This is a genomic window from Paraburkholderia sp. SIMBA_030, from assembly GCF_046535245.1.
In the GTDB taxonomy this organism is placed as follows: Bacteria; Pseudomonadota; Gammaproteobacteria; order Burkholderiales; family Burkholderiaceae; genus Paraburkholderia.
Genome location: NZ_JAWRXB010000041.1, coordinates 1 through 18,150 on the forward strand (window position 1 = coordinate 1; position 18,150 = coordinate 18,150).

Annotated in this window: 14 protein-coding genes, 1 tRNA gene and 1 pseudogene; 15 read left to right on the forward strand and 1 reads right to left on the reverse strand. The window is 59.2% G+C overall.

All coding sequences use genetic code 11. The annotated features are described in order from the left end of the window. The 8 genes and pseudogenes from SB772_RS38450 to rplL all read left to right on the forward strand — a co-directional run. A pseudogene (locus tag SB772_RS38450) lies at window positions 1-87 on the forward strand (elongation factor Tu); the annotation flags it as partial. A gap of 65 nt (window positions 88-152) precedes the next feature. Next, window positions 153-228: transfer RNA gene (locus SB772_RS38455), tRNA-Trp, on the forward strand. Between the two features lie 36 nt (window positions 229-264). Then, window positions 265-645 (forward strand): preprotein translocase subunit SecE, encoded by a 381-nt coding sequence (gene secE, locus SB772_RS38460; RefSeq protein WP_011490062.1) that lies wholly within the window; start codon window positions 265-267, stop codon window positions 643-645. 1 nt (window position 646) lies between these two features. Continuing rightward, window positions 647-1,204: a transcription termination/antitermination protein NusG gene (gene nusG, locus SB772_RS38465; protein ID WP_007180147.1), complete on the forward strand. Its 558-nt coding sequence runs from the start codon at window positions 647-649 to the stop codon at window positions 1,202-1,204. 165 nt (window positions 1,205-1,369) lie between these two features. Next, window positions 1,370-1,801 carry a 50S ribosomal protein L11 gene (gene rplK / locus SB772_RS38470; protein ID WP_111932936.1) on the forward strand — a complete coding sequence of 144 codons (432 nt, stop codon included), beginning with the start codon at window positions 1,370-1,372 and terminating at the stop codon, window positions 1,799-1,801. Continuing rightward, a complete protein-coding gene (gene rplA, locus SB772_RS38475) occupies window positions 1,802-2,500 on the forward strand; it encodes a 50S ribosomal protein L1 (RefSeq protein WP_410838303.1) in 699 nt (232 codons plus the stop codon). A 303-nt stretch (window positions 2,501-2,803) separates the two neighbouring features. Beyond that, window positions 2,804-3,307 carry a 50S ribosomal protein L10 gene (gene rplJ / locus SB772_RS38480; RefSeq protein ID WP_115110037.1) on the forward strand — a complete coding sequence of 168 codons (504 nt, stop codon included), beginning with the start codon at window positions 2,804-2,806 and terminating at the stop codon, window positions 3,305-3,307. Between the two features lie 63 nt (window positions 3,308-3,370). Next, the gene (gene rplL, locus SB772_RS38485; RefSeq protein WP_054043372.1) at window positions 3,371-3,745 is read left to right on the forward strand and encodes a 50S ribosomal protein L7/L12; all 375 of its coding nucleotides are present in this window, start codon (window positions 3,371-3,373) and stop codon (window positions 3,743-3,745) included. Here rplL and SB772_RS38490 read toward each other — a convergent pair. Next, on the reverse strand, window positions 3,738-3,989 hold the full coding sequence (locus SB772_RS38490) for a hypothetical protein (RefSeq protein WP_410838304.1): 252 nt from the start codon (window positions 3,987-3,989) through the stop codon (window positions 3,738-3,740). The genes rplL and SB772_RS38490 overlap by 8 nt on opposite strands. 124 nt (window positions 3,990-4,113) lie before the next feature. Between SB772_RS38490 and rpoB the strand changes: the two genes are divergently transcribed. The 7 genes from rpoB to SB772_RS38525 all read left to right on the forward strand — a co-directional run. Next, window positions 4,114-8,220 carry a DNA-directed RNA polymerase subunit beta gene (rpoB, locus tag SB772_RS38495; RefSeq protein ID WP_410838305.1) on the forward strand — a complete coding sequence of 1,369 codons (4,107 nt, stop codon included), beginning with the start codon at window positions 4,114-4,116 and terminating at the stop codon, window positions 8,218-8,220. A 21-nt stretch (window positions 8,221-8,241) separates the two neighbouring features. Continuing rightward, window positions 8,242-12,480 carry a DNA-directed RNA polymerase subunit beta' gene (gene rpoC, locus SB772_RS38500; protein ID WP_410838306.1) on the forward strand — a complete coding sequence of 1,413 codons (4,239 nt, stop codon included), beginning with the start codon at window positions 8,242-8,244 and terminating at the stop codon, window positions 12,478-12,480. A 202-nt stretch (window positions 12,481-12,682) separates the two neighbouring features. Beyond that, on the forward strand, window positions 12,683-14,530 hold the full coding sequence (recQ, locus tag SB772_RS38505) for a DNA helicase RecQ (protein WP_410838307.1): 1,848 nt from the start codon (window positions 12,683-12,685) through the stop codon (window positions 14,528-14,530). A 209-nt stretch (window positions 14,531-14,739) separates the two neighbouring features. Beyond that, window positions 14,740-15,120 carry a 30S ribosomal protein S12 gene (gene rpsL / locus SB772_RS38510; RefSeq protein ID WP_006998493.1) on the forward strand — a complete coding sequence of 127 codons (381 nt, stop codon included), beginning with the start codon at window positions 14,740-14,742 and terminating at the stop codon, window positions 15,118-15,120. A gap of 178 nt (window positions 15,121-15,298) precedes the next feature. Further along, entirely contained in the window at window positions 15,299-15,769 is a 471-nt protein-coding gene (gene rpsG / locus SB772_RS38515) for a 30S ribosomal protein S7 (protein WP_006053291.1), read from the forward strand. Between the two features lie 133 nt (window positions 15,770-15,902). Beyond that, entirely contained in the window at window positions 15,903-18,005 is a 2,103-nt protein-coding gene (gene fusA, locus SB772_RS38520) for an elongation factor G (protein WP_410838308.1), read from the forward strand. A gap of 47 nt (window positions 18,006-18,052) precedes the next feature. Beyond that, window positions 18,053-18,150: GTP-binding protein (locus SB772_RS38525; protein WP_033453371.1), on the forward strand; the 98-nt coding region annotated here is incomplete at its 3' end.

Genomic DNA, 18,150 nt, shown 5'->3' on the forward strand with positions numbered 1-18,150 from the left:
ATCGCGATGGAAGAAGGTCTGCGTTTCGCAATCCGCGAAGGTGGCCGTACCGTCGGCGCAGGTGTCGTTGCCAAGATCCTCGAGTAACGCCAGATAGTTCTCGTTGATCGATAGTTTCGGGGTTGGCGGTGTCGTCAACCCCAAAATGGTTTAGGGGTATAGCTCAACTGGCAGAGCGTCGGTCTCCAAAACCGAAGGTTGGGGGTTCGATTCCCTCTGCCCCTGCCAACTCTCGCGCCGTATGTGGCGCTTCGTTAAGGTGTTATGGCGAATCCTTCCGTCGAAACTGTAAATACATCCGGCGACAAGCTGATGCTTGTCGCGGGCGTATTGTTGGTCTTGGCCGGGTTCGTGGGGTTCTTCTGGCTCAGCGGCCAAGAATGGTACGTCCGCGGAGCCGCCTTGGCTGTTGGCGCGATCGCGGGTGTTGCAGTCGGTCTTCTCTCCGCGCCTGGCAAGGGTTTCATCGCTTTCGCCAAAGATTCGTATAAAGAAGTCCGTAAGGTTGTCTGGCCGACTCGCAAAGAGGCCACCCAGACAACGCTGGTAGTGTTCGGCTTCGTGTTCGTCATGGCGATCTTTCTTTGGGTTAGCGATAAATCCATCGAATGGGCGATTTTCTCGGTGATTCTGGGTTGGAAATGATATGAGCGATACTCCGGCATCCCCGAGCGGCAAACGTTGGTACGTCGTGCACGCCTACTCCGGCATGGAGAAGAGCGTGCAACGCGCGCTTCAGGAGCGCATCGAACGTGCCGGCATGCAAGACCAGTTTGGTCAAATTCTCGTTCCGACTGAAGAAGTGGTCGAGGTGAAGGGCGGTCACAAGTCGGTGACCGAGCGTCGTTTTTTTCCGGGCTATGTGCTCGTGGAAATGGAAATGACCGACGAAACGTGGCACCTCGTGAAAAACACGGCAAAGGTGACGGGCTTCGTTGGCGGCGCGCGTAATCGTCCGAGCCCCATTTCCCCGCGGGAAGTCGAGAAGATCATGTCGCAAATGCAGGAAGGCGTGGAAAAGCCGCGTCCGAAGACCCTGTTCGAAGTAGGCGAGATGGTGCGGGTGAAGGACGGTCCGTTCACGGATTTCAACGGCAGCGTCGAGGAAGTGAACTACGAAAAATCGCGCGTCCGTGTTTCCGTTACAATCTTCGGCCGCGCAACGCCGGTCGAGCTGGAATTCGGCCAGGTCGAAAAGCTGTAATCCAGAATTCTGCGGGACGCGCCAATCGGTGCGTCCCGTATTTCGCGCTTACGGTCCGCGTCATGGCCGTTGAGGAGCGTAAGTAGTCGGTTTGCCGGCGAACGCGCGCTACTACTCACTGAACGCCCGCATGTACCAATGCGGCGTTCCACAGAGGTTTTCAACATGGCAAAGAAAATCATTGGCTTTATCAAGCTGCAGATTCCTGCAGGTAAAGCCAACCCGTCGCCGCCGGTCGGCCCAGCACTGGGTCAACGCGGCCTGAACATCATGGAGTTCTGCAAGGCGTTCAACGCGCAGACTCAAGCAATGGAACCGGGTCTGCCGATTCCTGTCGTGATCACCGCGTTCGCGGACAAGAGCTTCACGTTCGTTCTGAAGACGCCGCCGGCTACGGTTCTGATCAAGAAGGCAGCGAAGATCGACAAGGGTTCGAGCAAACCGCATACCGACAAGGTCGGCAAGATCACGCGCGCTCAAGCTGAAGACATCGCCAAGGCCAAGATGCCCGATCTGACGGCGGCTGACCTGGATGCAGCGGTTCGTACGATCGCTGGTAGCGCCCGCTCGATGGGCATCACCGTGGAGGGCGTGTAAATGGCTAAGCTTTCAAAGCGTCTGCAGGCATTTGCAGCCAAGGTCGATCGTCAAAAGCTGTATGCGATCGACGAAGCTCTGTCGATCGTGAAAGAGTGCGCAAGCGCGAAGTTCGACGAGTCGATCGACGTTGCAGTGCAACTCGGCATCGATGCGAAGAAGTCGGACCAAGTGGTTCGCGGCTCGGTCGTGCTGCCGGCTGGTACCGGTAAGTCGGTTCGCGTGGCAGTGTTCGCGCAGGGTGAAAAGGCTGAGCAAGCTCGTGCAGCCGGCGCCGAAATCGTCGGTATGGAAGACCTGGCTGAACAAGTCAAGGCCGGCAATCTGAACTTCGACATCGTGATCGCTTCGCCGGACACGATGCGCGTCGTCGGTACGCTGGGCCAGATCCTCGGCCCGCGCGGCCTGATGCCGAACCCGAAGGTCGGCACGGTTACGCCGGACGTCGCAACCGCAGTCAAGAACGCCAAGGCTGGTCAGGTGCAATTCCGTGTCGACAAGGCCGGTATCATCCACGCCACGATCGGCCGTGCTTCGTTCGAGCCGACGGCTCTGCGTAGCAACCTGAACGCTCTCGTCGACGCGCTGCAGAAGGCGAAGCCGGCAACGAGCAAGGGTGTGTACCTGCGCAAGGTTGCGCTGTCGAGCACGATGGGTGTTGGCGTTCGCGTCGACCAGGCATCGATCGCAGCACAGTAAGAAATTTCATCGCCTCGATGTGAGTCGAGGCGGTTTTTATGGGCTTTGGGCGGTCGCAAGATGGCAGTTTGCATCGCGCGACCGGTTGTCAAAGACCGTTGGCGGGAACGCAGCAGGTAGGCGATCCCTTAATGCAAAGCCAACGCAGATGGCGAACCCGAAAAGGTTTTGTAGTGATGAAACCGTTCGATCTCCGCAGCAATGTGGGCGTCGGGCGGTCGAAATACTCCTGACTGGTCGGACGCCGTTATTGAACGCGGTACACAAGGCGCACGCTGCGTGTATCGAATCTGGAGGTTAACCGTGCCACTCAACAAAGAAAGCAAGCAGGCCGTCGTCGCTGAGGTTGCCGCGCAAGTCGCGAAAGCCCAGACCGTGGTTCTGGCTGAGTATCGTGGGATCACGGTTGGCGATCTGACCAAGCTGCGCGCGAAAGCGCGTGAGCAACAGGTTTACCTTCGCGTGTTGAAAAACACGCTGGCGCGTCGCGCTGTCGAAGGTACCCCGTTTGCTCCTTTGGCAGAGCAGATGACCGGTCCCCTGATCTACGGCATCTCGGAAGATGCCATTGCCGCTGCTAAGGTCGTCAACGACTTCGGCAAGAGCAATGACAAGTTGATCATCAAGGCTGGTTCCTACGAAGGCAAGGTGATGGACAAGGCTGGCGTGCAAGCGCTGGCAAACATCCCGAGCCGCGAAGAACTGCTCTCCAAGCTGTTGTACGTTATGCAAGCACCTGTTTCCGGCTTTGCGCGCGCTCTGGCCGCGCTGGCAGAAAAGAAACAGGGCGAAGAAACCGCTGCGTAACGCACTTCAGTCGAGCGTGATTGATCGCTGGCTGTATCCGAATTCAATTTAGGAGTATTTCAAATGGCAATCGCAAAAGATGACATCCTCGAGGCAGTAAGCTCGATGTCGGTTCTGGAACTGAACGAGCTGGTCAAGGCGTTCGAAGAAAAATTTGGCGTGTCGGCAGCTGCTGTTGCAGTGGCAGGCCCGGCAGGCGGCGGTGCTGCAGCTGCTGCTGAAGAGCAAACCGAATTCACGGTCAACCTGACGGAAGTCGGCGCGAACAAGGTTTCGGTCATTAAGGCTGTTCGCGAACTGACGGGTCTCGGCCTGAAGGAAGCGAAGGACCTGGTCGACGGTGCACCGAAGCCTGTTAAGGAATCGGTACCGAAGGCTGCTGCTGAAGAAGCCAAGAAGAAGCTGGAAGAAGCCGGCGCGAAGGCTGAAATCAAGTAAGTTTCAGCGCGTTGTGCGAAGGCTGGCGGTTTTCCACCGCCGGCCTTTTTGTGCTTTTTGGGAACAACGTTTTTGCCGGGTAATTTCGGTAAGACATGACCCTAGAAGCCAAAGAAAACCGCCTTTCGGCAACATTGACCGGCGTTTCTCTTTGTCTTCTGAAGCGACTGCAGAAGGCAAGTTTGGTCGGGTAGCGGGCAACACAGGCATCCGCTGCCGTCAGCCAGCGGTTGGTAGCGGCCAACCACCAAGCTTCTAGGCTCGTTCAAGCCATCGGACGGCCATCGGGTCTCAGTCGGTGAACACTCGGGTTGTCTCATCAAGGTATCCTGCCTCGACAACAATGCCCGCCGTGATTCGGAGATCGTATGCAATATTCCTTCACCGAGAAGAAGCGTATTCGCAAGAGTTTTGCGAAGCGCCCCATCGTTCACCAAGTACCTTTCCTGCTGGCTACCCAGCTTGAATCATTCAGCACGTTTCTGCAAGCAGACACGTCGTCTACGCAACGCAAGCCGGAAGGCCTGCAAGCTGCGTTCACGTCCGTTTTCCCGATTGTTTCGCATAACGGTTTCGCTCGTCTGGAGTTCGTCAGCTACATGCTGTCGCCGCCGGCATTCAACATCAAGGAATGTCAGCAGCGCGGTTTGACGTACTGCTCGGCACTGCGCGCGAAAGTGCGGCTGGTGCTGCTCGACAAGGAATCGCCGAGCAAGCCGGTCGTCAAGGAAGTGAAGGAACAGGAAGTGTACATGGGCGAAATTCCGCTCATGACGCCGACGGGTTCGTTCGTCATCAACGGTACGGAGCGCGTGATCGTTTCGCAGCTGCACCGTTCGCCGGGCGTGTTCTTCGAACACGACAAGGGCAAGACGCACAGCTCAGGCAAGCTCCTGTTCTCGGCACGTATCATTCCTTACCGCGGTTCGTGGCTCGACTTCGAATTCGATCCGAAGGACGTGCTGTATTTCCGCGTCGACCGTCGCCGCAAGATGCCGGTCACGATCCTGCTGAAGGCGATCGGCCTGACGCCGGAACAGATCCTCGCAAACTTCTTCGTGTTCGACAATTTCACGCTGATGCCGGAAGGCGCGCAGATGGAATTCGTTCCGGAGCGTCTGCGTGGCGAAGTCGCACGTTTCGACATTTCGGATCGTGACGGCAACGTGATCGTCCAGAAGGATAAGCGGATCAACGCCAAGCACATTCGCGATCTCGACAACGCGAAGACGAAATTCATTTCGGTGCCGGAAGACTATCTGCTCGGCCGCGTGCTGGCGAAGAACGTCGTTGACGGCGATACCGGCGAAGTCATCGCTAACGCGAACGACGAAATCACCGAAACCGTCCTCGAAAAGCTCCGCGAATCGAAGATCAAGGACATCCAGACGCTCTACACGAACGATCTGGATCAAGGCCCGTACATTTCGTCGACGCTGCGTATCGACGAAACTGCGGACCGTATGGCTGCACGCATCGCGATCTACCGCATGATGCGTCCGGGCGAACCGCCGACCGAAGAAGCGGTCGAGGCACTGTTCAACCGCCTGTTCTACAGCGAAGACGCGTACGACCTGTCCAAGGTGGGTCGTATGAAGTTCAATCGCCGTGTGGGCCGCGACGAAATCGTCGGACCGATGACGCTGCAAGACGACGACATCCTCGCAACGATCAAGATCCTGGTCGAACTGCGTAACGGCAAGGGCGAAGTGGACGATATCGACCACTTGGGCAATCGTCGTGTGCGTTGCGTCGGCGAACTGGCGGAAAACCAGTTCCGCGCAGGTCTCGTGCGTGTCGAGCGTGCTGTGAAGGAACGCCTCGGCCAGGCCGAAAGCGAAAACCTGATGCCGCACGACCTGATCAACTCGAAGCCGATTTCGTCGGCGATTCGCGAGTTCTTCGGTTCGTCGCAGCTGTCGCAGTTCATGGACCAAACGAACCCGCTGTCGGAAATCACCCACAAGCGCCGTGTTTCGGCACTTGGCCCGGGCGGTTTGACCCGTGAGCGCGCTGGCTTTGAAGTCCGCGACGTGCACCCGACTCACTACGGCCGTGTGTGTCCGATTGAAACGCCGGAAGGCCCGAACATCGGCCTGATCAACTCGCTCGCGCTGTACGCGCACCTGAACGAATACGGCTTCCTCGAAACGCCGTATCGCAAGGTTGTGGACAGCAAGGTGACCGACCAGATCGATTACCTGTCGGCGATCGAAGAAGGCCGTTACGTGATCGCGCAGGCGAACGCGGCCGTGGCAGCTGACGGCTCGCTGACCGACGAACTGGTGTCGTCGCGTGAAGCAGGCGAAACGCTGATGGTCACGCCGGACCGCATCCAGTACATGGACGTGGCGCCGTCGCAGATCGTGTCGGTGGCAGCATCGCTGATTCCGTTCCTCGAGCACGATGACGCGAACCGTGCATTGATGGGCTCGAACATGCAGCGTCAGGCTGTGCCGTGTCTGCGTCCTGAAAAGGCCGTGGTCGGTACGGGGATCGAACGCACGGTGGCGGTCGACTCGGGTACGACGGTTCAGGCATTCCGCGGTGGTGTGGTCGATTACGTCGACGCTGGCCGTATGGTGATCCGCGTGAACGACGATGAAGCCGTTGCTGGCGACGTCGGCGTGGACATCTACAACCTGATCAAGTACACGCGTTCGAACCAGAACACGAACATCAACCAGCGCCCGATCGTGAAGGTCGGCGATATCGTGTCGCGTGGCGACGTGCTGGCTGACGGTGCATCGACCGACCTCGGCGAACTGGCTCTCGGCCAGAACATGCTGGTCGCGTTCATGCCGTGGAACGGCTACAACTTCGAAGACTCGATTTTGATCTCGGAGAAGGTGGTTGCGGACGACCGTTACACATCGATTCACATCGAAGAACTGAACGTCGTTGCTCGCGATACGAAGCTCGGACCGGAAGAAATCACGCGCGACATCTCGAACCTGGCTGAAGTGCAACTCGGCCGTCTCGACGAGTCGGGCATCGTCTACATCGGCGCTGAAGTCGAAGCAGGCGACGTGCTGGTCGGTAAGGTGACGCCGAAGGGCGAAACCCAGCTGACGCCGGAAGAAAAGCTGCTGCGCGCGATCTTCGGCGAGAAGGCTTCGGACGTGAAGGACACGTCGCTGCGCGTGCCGTCGGGCATGAGCGGCACGGTAATCGACGTTCAAGTGTTCACGCGTGAAGGTATTCAGCGCGACAAGCGTGCGCAACAGATCATCGACGATGAACTGAAGCGTTATCGCCTCGACCTGAACGACCAGCTGCGTATCGTGGAAGGCGACGCATTCCAGCGTCTCGCACGTATGCTGACCGGCAAGGTTGCGAACGGCGGTCCGAAGAAGCTCGCGAAGGGTACGAAGATCGAACAGGCTTACCTGGAAGATCTCGACCACTACCACTGGTTCGACATCCGCCTCGCGGACGAGGAAGCAGCGGCACAGCTCGAAGCGATCAAGGATTCGATCGAACAGAAGCGTCACCAGTTCGATCTCGCGTTCGAAGAAAAGCGCAAGAAGCTCACGCAAGGCGACGAACTGCCGCCGGGCGTGCTGAAGATGGTCAAGGTGTATCTGGCAGTCAAGCGCCGTCTGCAGCCTGGCGACAAGATGGCCGGCCGTCACGGTAACAAGGGTGTGGTGTCGAAGATCGTTCCGATCGAAGACATGCCGTACATGGCCGATGGCCGTCCGGCCGACGTCGTGCTCAATCCGCTCGGCGTGCCGTCGCGGATGAACGTGGGTCAGGTTCTCGAAGTGCATCTGGGTTGGGCCGCGAAGGGTCTCGGCTGGCGTATCGGCGAAATGCTGCAGCGTCAGGCGAAGATTGCTGAACTGCGCGAATTCCTGACCAAGATCTACAACGAGTCGGGCCGCGCTGAAGAGCTGGACAGCTTTACGGACGACGAAATCGTCGAGCTGGCGAAGAACCTGCGCGAAGGCGTGCCGTTCGCTACGCCGGTGTTCGACGGTGCGACGGAAGAAGAAATGTCGCGCGCGCTGGATCTGGCATTCCCGGACGACATCGCGAAGCAGCTCGGTATGACGCCGTCGAAGAACCAGGTGCGTCTGTACGACGGCCGCACGGGTGAGATGTTCGAACGTACGGTGACGGTCGGCTACATGCATTACCTGAAACTGCACCACCTGGTCGACGACAAGATGCATGCGCGTTCCACGGGCCCGTACTCGCTCGTCACGCAGCAGCCGTTGGGCGGTAAGGCGCAGTTCGGTGGCCAGCGTTTCGGTGAAATGGAAGTGTGGGCGCTCGAAGCGTACGGCGCATCGTACGTGCTGCAAGAAATGCTGACGGTGAAGTCGGACGACGTGACCGGCCGGACCAAGGTGTATGAGAACCTGGTCAAGGGCGATCACGTGATCGACGCCGGCATGCCGGAATCCTTCAATGTGCTGGTGAAGGAAATCCGCTCGCTCGGTATCGACATCGACCTCGACCGCAACTAATCGGACTACGGAGAGAAAGCAATGAAAGCTCTGCTCGATCTATTCAAGCAAGTCCAACAGCCTGAAGTTTTTGACGCGATCAAGATCGGTCTGGCCTCGCCCGACAAGATCCGTTCGTGGTCGTTCGGTGAAGTGAAGAAGCCGGAAACCATCAACTACCGGACGTTCAAGCCGGAACGCGATGGTCTGTTCTGCGCGAAGATCTTCGGGCCGATCAAAGACTACGAATGCCTTTGCGGCAAGTACAAGCGCCTGAAGCATCGTGGCGTGATCTGTGAAAAGTGCGGCGTCGAAGTGACGCTCGCCAAGGTGCGTCGCGAACGGATGGGCCACATCGAGTTGGCCTCGCCGGTTGCGCACATCTGGTTCCTGAAGTCGTTGCCGTCGCGTCTGGGCATGGTGCTCGACATGACGCTGCGTGACATCGAACGCGTGCTGTACTTCGAAGCATACGTGGTGATCGATCCGGGCATGACGCCGCTGAAAGCGCGGCAGATCATGACCGAAGAGGATTACTACAACAAGGTCGAAGAGTACGGTGACGAATTCCGTGCCGAGATGGGCGCGGAAGGCGTGCGCGAATTGCTGCGTGCGATCAACATCGACGAGCAGGTCGAGATGCTGCGCACCGAACTCAAGAACACGGGTTCGGAAGCGAAGATCAAGAAGTACGCGAAGCGCCTGAAGGTGCTCGAGGCTTTCCAGCGTTCGGGCATCAAGCCTGACTGGATGGTGCTCGAAGTGCTGCCGGTGCTGCCGCCGGAACTGCGTCCGCTGGTGCCGCTGGATGGCGGCCGCTTCGCGACGTCGGACCTGAACGACCTGTATCGCCGCGTGATCAACCGTAACAACCGGTTGAAGCGTCTGCTCGAACTGAAGGCGCCTGAAATCATCGTCCGCAACGAAAAGCGGATGCTGCAGGAAGCCGTCGATTCGCTGCTCGACAACGGTCGTCGCGGTAAGGCAATGACCGGCGCGAACAAGCGTCCGCTGAAGTCGCTCGCTGACATGATCAAGGGTAAGGGCGGTCGTTTCCGTCAGAACTTGCTCGGTAAGCGCGTTGACTATTCGGGCCGTTCGGTGATCGTGGTCGGCCCGACGCTCAAGCTGCATCAGTGCGGTCTGCCGAAGCTGATGGCGCTCGAACTGTTCAAGCCGTTCATCTTCAACAAGCTGGAAGTGATGGGTGTCGCTACCACCATCAAAGCTGCGAAGAAGGAAGTCGAGAACCAGACGCCGGTGGTGTGGGACATCCTGGAAGAGGTGATCCGCGAGCATCCGGTGATGCTGAACCGTGCGCCGACACTGCACCGTCTTGGCATTCAGGCTTTCGAGCCGGTGCTGATCGAAGGTAAGGCAATCCAGCTGCATCCGCTCGTTTGCGCGGCGTTCAACGCCGACTTCGACGGTGACCAGATGGCTGTGCACGTGCCGCTGTCGCTCGAAGCGCAGATGGAAGCGCGTACGCTGATGCTGGCGTCGAACAACGTCCTGTTCCCGGCCAACGGCGATCCGTCGATCGTGCCGTCGCAGGATATCGTGCTCGGCCTGTACTACGCGACCCGTGAAGCAGTGAACGCCAAGGGCGAAGGCCTGACGTTCACCGGCGTGTCGGAAGCGCTGCGTGCGTACGAGAACAAGGAAGTCGAGCTGGCCTCGCGCGTCAACGTGCGGATCACGGAAATGGTCCACAACGAAGACACGTCGGAAGGCGCGCCGAAGTTCGTGCCGAAGATCACGCTGTATGCGACGACCGTCGGCCGTTCGATCCTGTCGGAAATCCTGCCGCCGGGCCTGCCGTTCTCGGTGCTGAACAAGCCGCTGAAGAAGAAGGAAATCTCGCGCCTCATCAACACCGCATTCCGCAAGTGCGGCCTGCGTGAAACGGTGATTTTCGCCGACCAGTTGATGCAGTCGGGTTTCCGTCTGGCAACGCGCGCTGGTATCTCGATCTGCGTTGACGACATGCTCGTGCCGCCGCAGAAGGAAACCATCGTCGGCGACGCCGCGAAGAAGGTGAAGGAATACGACCGTCAATACATGTCGGGTCTCGTCACGTCGCAAGAACGCTACAACAACGTGGTCGACATCTGGTCGGCAACGTCGGAAGCGGTCGGCAAGGCGATGATGGAGCAGTTGTCGACGGAACCGGTGGTCGATCGCGACGGCAACCAGACGCGTCAGGAGTCGTTCAACTCCATCTACATGATGGCCGACTCGGGCGCGCGGGGTTCCGCGGTTCAGATTCGTCAGCTGGCCGGTATGCGCGGCCTGATGGCGAAGCCGGACGGATCGATCATCGAAACGCCGATTACGGCGAACTTCCGTGAAGGCCTGAACGTGTTGCAGTACTTCATCTCGACCCACGGTGCACGTAAGGGTCTGGCTGATACGGCACTGAAGACGGCAAACTCGGGTTACCTGACGCGTCGTCTGGTGGACGTGACGCAAGACCTGGTGGTGGTCGAGGACGATTGCGGTACGTCCAACGGCGTCGCCATGAAGGCGTTGGTCGAAGGCGGTGAAGTCGTCGAAGCGCTGCGTGACCGTATCCTCGGTCGCGTGACGGTGGCTGACGTCGTCAATCCGGAATCGCAGGAAACGCTGTACGAAACGGGCACGTTGCTCGACGAAGACGCGGTCGAAGAAATCGAACGCCTCGGCATCGACGAAGTGCGCGTGCGTACGCCGCTGACTTGCGAAACGCGTTACGGTCTGTGCGCAGCCTGCTACGGTCGCGATCTGGGTCGCGGCTCGTCGGTGAACGTCGGTGAGGCAGTCGGCGTGATCGCTGCCCAGTCGATCGGTGAACCGGGCACGCAGCTCACGATGCGCACGTTCCACATCGGTGGTGCGGCATCGCGTGCAGCAGTGGCTTCGTCGGTCGAAGCCAAGTCGAACGGTACGGTTCGTTTCACGGCGACGATGCGTTACGTCACCAACGCGAAGGGCGAGCAGATCGTCATCTCGCGTTCGGGCGAAGCGATGATCACCGACGACCACGGCCGCGAGCGTGAACGTCACAAGGTGCCGTACGGCGCGACGCTGTTGCAACTGGACGGCGCGCAGATCAAGGCCGGCACGCAACTGGCGACGTGGGATCCGATGACGCGTCCGATCATCACCGAGTATGGTGGTACGGTGAAGTTCGAAAACGTCGAAGAAGGCGTGACGGTTGCCAAGCAGATCGACGATGTGACGGGGCTCTCGACGCTGGTCGTGATCGACGTGAAGCGCCGTGGTTCGCAAGCGTCGAAGACGGTGCGTCCGCAAGTCAAGCTGCTCGATGCGAACGGCGAAGAAGTCAAGATCCCGAACACCGAGCACTCGGTGCAGATCGGCTTCCAGGTCGGCGCTCTGATCACCGTGAAGGACGGTCAGCAAGTGCAGGTCGGTGAAGTGCTCGCACGTATCCCGACTGAATCGCAGAAGACGCGTGACATTACCGGCGGTCTGCCGCGTGTGGCGGAACTGTTCGAAGCACGTTCGCCGAAGGACGCAGGTATCCTGGCGGAAGTCACGGGTACGACGTCGTTCGGTAAGGACACGAAGGGCAAGCAGCGTCTCGTTATCACGGACCTCGAAGGCAATCAGCACGAGTTCCTGATCGCGAAGGAAAAGCAGGTTCTGGTGCACGATGGTCAAGTCGTCAACAAGGGCGAAATGATCGTGGACGGGCCGGCGGATCCGCACGACATCCTGCGTTTGCAGGGCGTCGAAGCGCTGTCGCGTTACATCGTGGACGAAGTGCAGGACGTGTATCGTCTGCAGGGCGTGAAGATCAATGACAAGCACATTGAAGTGATCGTTCGTCAGATGTTGCGCCGCGTGCAGATTACGGACAACGGCGATACGCGTTTCATCCCGGGCGAACAGGTCGAGCGGTCGGATATGCTCGACGAGAACGACCGTATGATCGCGGAAGACAAGCGTCCGGCAACGTACGAAAACGTCTTGCTCGGTATCACGAAGGCGTCGCTGTCGACCGATTCGTTCATCTCCGCGGCGTCGTTCCAGGAAACGACCCGCGTGCTGACCGAAGCGGCGATCATGGGCAAGCGCGACGATCTGCGCGGGCTGAAGGAAAACGTGATCGTCGGCCGTCTGATTCCGGCCGGTACGGGTCTCGCGTTCCACAAGGCACGCAAGAGCAAGGAACTGTCCGACCGCGAGCGTTTCGATCAAATCGCAGCGGAAGAGTCGTTCGAATTCGGTACGCCGGAAACCCCGGCCGCCGAACAGCACCACTCAGGCGAGTAAGTCCCGGCGGCGCAAGCCGCTTGGGCTCACCAGCCAGCGAAGCCGCTCAGTTTCGACTGAGCGGCTTTTTTATGCGCCTCTTTTTTTGTACGTTTTTGTGGATTCGTCGGCCGAACGGCTAACGTTGCCGCAAAGCGCGGGCGCAGCACGAATGCGTTGGTAAAATTCGTGTCACCGGCTTTACGCTGCTTCTCTCAAATTCATGTCCCGTCCGCTCGAAATCCTCAACGAAGTCTTCGGTTACCCCGCGTTCAGAGGGCAGCAGGGCGAAATTGTCGAGCACGTCGCTGCCGGCGGCGATTGCCTCGTGCTGATGCCGACGGGCGGCGGCAAGTCGCTGTGCTATCAGATTCCGTCGCTGGTGCGGCGCGAAGCGGGCTGCGGAGCGGGGATCGTGGTGTCGCCTTTGATCGCGCTGATGCAGGATCAGGTGGCAGCGCTTACCGAAGTGGGCGTGCGCGCGGCGTATCTGAATTCGACACTGTCGAGCGCCGATGCCATGGCCACCGAGCGTGCGTTGCGCGAGGGCGAAATCGATCTGCTGTATGTGGCGCCGGAACGGCTGATGACGCCCCGTTTCCAGGAATTGCTGGAACGCACGCGCATCGGTTTGTTCGCAATCGACGAAGCGCATTGCGTGTCGCAGTGGGGACACGATTTCCGCCCTGAGTACATTCAGCTGTCGGTGCTGCACGAGCGCTTTCCAAACGTGCCGCGCATCGCGCTCACCGCCACTGCCGATGCAATCACGCGTGACGAAATCATCCACCGTCTGGCGCTGGACGATGCGCGCATCTTTGTTTCGAGTTTCGATCGGCCGAACATTCGCTATCGCATCGTCGAAAAAGACAATGCGCGCACGCAACTGGTCGACTTCATTCGCGCGGAACACTCGAAGCCGGACGGCACGACCGACGCCGGCGTGGTCTATTGCCTGTCGCGCCGCAAGGTCGAAGAAACGGCGGAGTGGCTGAAAGAAAAGGGTATGCGCGCGTTGCCGTATCACGCCGGCATGGAGTTCGAAATCCGCCAGAAGCATCAGGAGATGTTCCAGCGCGAGGAGGGCATCGTGATGTGCGCGACGATCGCGTTCGGCATGGGTATCGACAAACCCGACGTACGCTTTGTGGCTCACCTCGATCTGCCGAAGAGCGTCGAAGGGTACTACCAGGAAACAGGCCGTGCGGGCCGCGATGGCATGCCGGCCAATGCCTGGATGGCATACGGTCTCGGCGACGTCGTGCAGCAGCGCAAGATGATCGACGAATCCGATGCCGATGACGCGCATAAGCGCGTGCAGACCGGCAAGCTCGACGCGTTGCTCGGTTTGTGCGAGGCGGCGACCTGTCGGCGCGTGCGGCTGCTTGCGTACTTCGGCGAATCGAGCAAGCCGTGCGGCAACTGCGACAACTGTCTGGAGCCGCCAGACACATGGGATGCGACGCGCGAAGCACAGATGGCGTTGTCATGCGTGTTCCGCGCGCAGCGCGCAAGTGGTTTTCACTTCGGCGCCGGTCACCTGATCGATATCCTGCGGGGCAACCGCAGCGAGAAGATTATGCAACGTGGTCACGAGAAGCTGACCACGTTCGGGATCGGCGCGGTGCTCGGTGAGCCGGAGTGGCGCGCCGTGTTTCGCCAACTCGTCGCGTTCGGCTATCTGAGCGTCGACCACGAAGGATTTGGCTCGCTGGTGCTCACGGAGGCCGCCAAAGCCGTGTTGAAGGGCGCGCAGAACGTCACGATGCGCCGGTACGTAAAGCCGACGCGCTCTCGCCAGCAGTCTGGACGAACCAGTGAGCGTGCCGACCCGACGATCGGTATGGGCCCGCGCGAACGCGCCCGCTGGGACCGCCTGCGGGCTTGGCGCACCGAAACCGCGAAACGCGACGGCGTGCCGGCCTACGTCATTTTCCACGACGCCACGCTGGCAGAAATTGCCCGCAACGGTCCCGATTCGATCGAAGATTTGCGCGGCATTCCAGGCATGGGAGCACGCAAACTCGACCGTTTCGGCGACGAGTTGCTGGAGGTCGTCGGCGCCGATTGAGCCGTGTGCAGGTCGGCAGGCGTGCGAAACATTGCAACCTGTTGACTCGCTTAGTGTTTTCGGAATATTATGCTAGGTTCCGGTTCTTGGAGTGCCCGCGCGCGAAGTCAATTCATGCGCTGACGCCTGGTCCGGAAGTTCGATGCGCAATCGTTTCTGCTTTGCCCGGAAACAGATGCGTCGATTTTGTTCAATTTCAGGAATAAACAATGCCAACCATCAATCAACTGGTTCGCAAAGGCCGCGCGTCGGAAACGACGAAGAGCAAGAGCCCGGCTTTGCAGGACTGCCCCCAGCGTCGCGGCGTGTGCACCCGTGTGTACACCACGACGCCTAAGAAGCCGAACTCGGCACTTCGTAAGGTTGCGAAGGTGCGCCTGACGAACGGCTTCGAAGTCATTTCGTACATCGGTGGTGAAGGCCACAACCTGCAGGAACACTCGGTCGTGCTGATTCGCGGCGGCCGTGTTAAGGACTTGCCGGGTGTGCGTTACCACATGGTTCGCGGCTCGCTGGATACCCAGGGCGTCAAGGATCGTAAGCAAGCTCGCTCGAAGTACGGTGCGAAGCGTGCCAAGGCTGGCAAGTAAATAGCCGGTCTGTAGTTTCAGGTCGCCTGCAAAGGCGGTTATAGCGGTGGTGCCGGAATCGCCGGTGCTGTCGAGTAAGTGGTCACCCGACCAGGCTGGTAAGTCGTTAGAGATGAATCGGGTTAGTTGGTGGCCGCGGGGCTAAAAATAGCTCCAACTGAAAAGTAAAGGAAGAAACATGCCGCGTCGTCGCGAAGTCCCCAAGCGGGAAGTGTTGCCGGATCCGAAGTTCGGTAACGTAGATGTAGCTAAGTTCATGAACGTGCTGATGCTCTCCGGCAAGAAGTCGGTTGCCGAGCGTATTGTGTACGGCGCTTTCGAACAGATCCAGACCAAGGGTGGCAAGGACCCGCTGGAAGTGTTCACGGTAGCGCTCAACAACGTCAAGCCGGTGGTGGAAGTCAAGAGCCGCCGCGTTGGTGGTGCAAACTATCAGGTTCCGGTCGAAGTGCGTCCGTCGCGTCGTATGGCATTGGCGATGCGTTGGTTGCGTGAAGCCGCGAAGAAGCGCAGCGAAAAGTCGATGGCCCTGCGTTTGGCAGGTGAACTCTCCGAAGCGGCCGAAGGCCGTGGCGGCGCGATGAAGAAGCGCGACGAAGTTCACCGGATGGCAGAAGCCAACAAGGCGTTCTCGCACTTCCGTTTCTAAGCTTCCCGAACCCGGGTTAGTAGAAAAAGCGGAAAGAAATTCCGGGCGGGTGCGCTTACAAAGCGCCTCGCCCGTTTGTGTTACAGCGCGATGGGTATTTTCTCGCATCGCGTCATCCCAATAGAGGATCAAAGTGGCTCGCAAGACACCTATCGAGCGCTACCGTAACATCGGTATTAGCGCTCACATCGACGCCGGCAAAACGACGACGACCGAGCGCATCCTGTTCTATACCGGCGTGAACCACAAGATTGGTGAAGTTCACGACGGTGCTGCCACCATGGACTGGATGGAGCAGGAGCAGGAACGCGGCATCACGATCACGTCCGCTGCTACCACGGCATTCTGGAAAGGCATGGCCGGCGACCGCGCTGAGCACCGCATCAACATCATCGACACGCCGGGCCACGTCGACTTCACGATTGAAGTTGAGCGCTCGATGCGCGTGCTCGACGGCGCATGCATGGTGTACTGCGCAGTGGGCGGCGTGCAGCCGCAGTCGGAAACCGTATGGCGTCAGGCTAACAAGTACAAGGTTCCCCGTCTCGCGTTCATCAACAAGATGGACCGTACCGGCGCGAATTTCTTCAAGGTCTACGACCAGCTCAAGCTGCGTCTGAAGGCGAACCCGGTTCCGGTCGTGGTGCCTATCGGCGCGGAAGAAAACTTCACCGGCGTCGTCGATCTGCTGAAGATGAAGGCGATCATTTGGGACGACGCGTCGCAAGGCACGAAGTTCTCGTACGAAGAGATCCCGGCGGAACTGGTCGACTCGTGCAACGAGTGGCGCGAGAAGATGGTCGAAGCGGCTGCTGAGTCGAACGAAGACCTGATGAACAAGTACCTCGAAGAGGGCGAGTTGACGGAAGCGGAGATCGTCAAGGGTCTGCGCGACCGTACGATTGCTTGCGAAATCCAGCCGATGCTGTGCGGTACCGCGTTCAAGAACAAGGGCGTGCAACGTATGCTGGACGCCGTGCTCGACTTCCTGCCGTCGCCGATCGACATCCCGCCGGTTACCGGCGAGCTGGAAAACGGTGAGCAGGGTGAGCGCCGCGCTGCTGACGACGAAAAGTTCTCGGCACTGGCATTCAAGATCATGACCGACCCGTTCGTCGGCCAGTTGATCTTCTTCCGCGTGTACTCGGGCATTGTGAATTCGGGCGACACGGTGCTGAACGCGACCAAGGACAAGAAAGAACGTCTGGGTCGTATTCTGCAGATGCACGCGAACCAGCGCGAAGAAATCAAGGAAGTGCGCGCAGGCGACATCGCTGCAGCAGTCGGCCTGAAGGACGCGACGACAGGCGACACGCTGTGCGATCCGCAAAGCCCGATCGTGCTCGAGCGCATGATTTTCCCGGAACCGGTGATTTCGCAGGCTGTTGAGCCGAAGACGAAGCCGGACCAGGAAAAGATGGGTCTGGCCCTGAACCGTCTGGCTCAGGAAGATCCGTCGTTTCGCGTTCAAACGGACGAAGAATCGGGTCAAACCATTATTTCGGGCATGGGCGAGCTCCACCTGGAAATTCTGGTTGACCGGATGAAGCGCGAATTCGGCGTCGAAGCAACCGTCGGCAAGCCGCAAGTGGCGTATCGTGAAACGATCCGCGGCAAGGCGGTAGACGTCGACGGCAAGTTCGTCAAGCAGTCGGGTGGTCGCGGCCAGTACGGTCACGCGGTCATCACGCTCGAGCCGAATGAGCAGGGCAAAGGCTACGAGTTCCTGGACGAGATCAAGGGTGGTGTGATTCCGCGTGAATACATCCCGGCAGTCGACAAGGGTATCCAGGAAACGCTGAAGGCTGGCGTGCTGGCAGGCTTCCCGGTCGTTGACGTGAAGGTTCACCTGACGTTCGGTTCGTACCACGACGTCGACTCGAACGAAAATGCGTTCCGCATGGCCGGTTCGATGGCGTTCAAGGAAGCAATGCGCAAGGCTCAGCCGGTCATCCTCGAACCGATGATGGCTGTGGAAGTCGAAACGCCGGAAGACTACATGGGTAACGTGATGGGCGACCTGTCGGGCCGTCGCGGTATTGTTCAGGGCATGGAAGACATGATTGGCGGCGGCAAGATCGTTCGCGCCGAAGTGCCGTTGTCGGAAATGTTCGGCTACTCGACGTCGCTGCGTTCGCTGAGCCAGGGTCGTGCAACGTACACGATGGAGTTCAAGCACTACTCCGAAGCACCGCGCAACGTGTCTGAAGCGATCATCAACGCGAAGTCGAAGTAAGCGCGCGGCAAGTCATTCAACGATTAACTTTTTGAAAGAAGAGAAACATGGCTAAAGGTAAATTCGAACGGACCAAGCCGCACGTGAACGTCGGCACGATCGGTCACGTTGACCACGGCAAGACCACGCTGACGGCGGCGATCAC